The organism is Psychrobacillus sp. Z3-81 (assembly GCF_056620325.1).
Map to the genome: position 1 here is coordinate 1 of NZ_JBWQPU010000107.1, position 238 is coordinate 238.

Sequence of the window (238 nt, forward strand, 5' to 3'; positions counted from 1 at the left end):
CATCGGCGCTGAAGAGCTTAACTTCCGTGTTCGGTATGGGAACGGGTGTGACCTCTTCGCCATCATCACTAGACCTGTTTATTTGAAAGACAAGTATTATTATATCAAATCCGTGCAATTTTGCAAGTGTTTTTTTAATAAAATTTTGTTCTTTCAAAACCGGATAAAGGACATCAGAAACAAACAAATTGGTTAAGTCCTCGATCGATTAGTATTCGTCAGCTGCACATGTCGCCAT

General features: G+C 39.1%; 1 rRNA gene. It reads right to left on the bottom strand.

The window, feature by feature from the left end:
* A 5S ribosomal RNA gene (rrf, locus tag AC1ECF_RS17810) occupies positions 1-73 on the bottom strand; the annotation flags it as partial.
* Positions 74-238 lie beyond the last annotated feature (165 nt).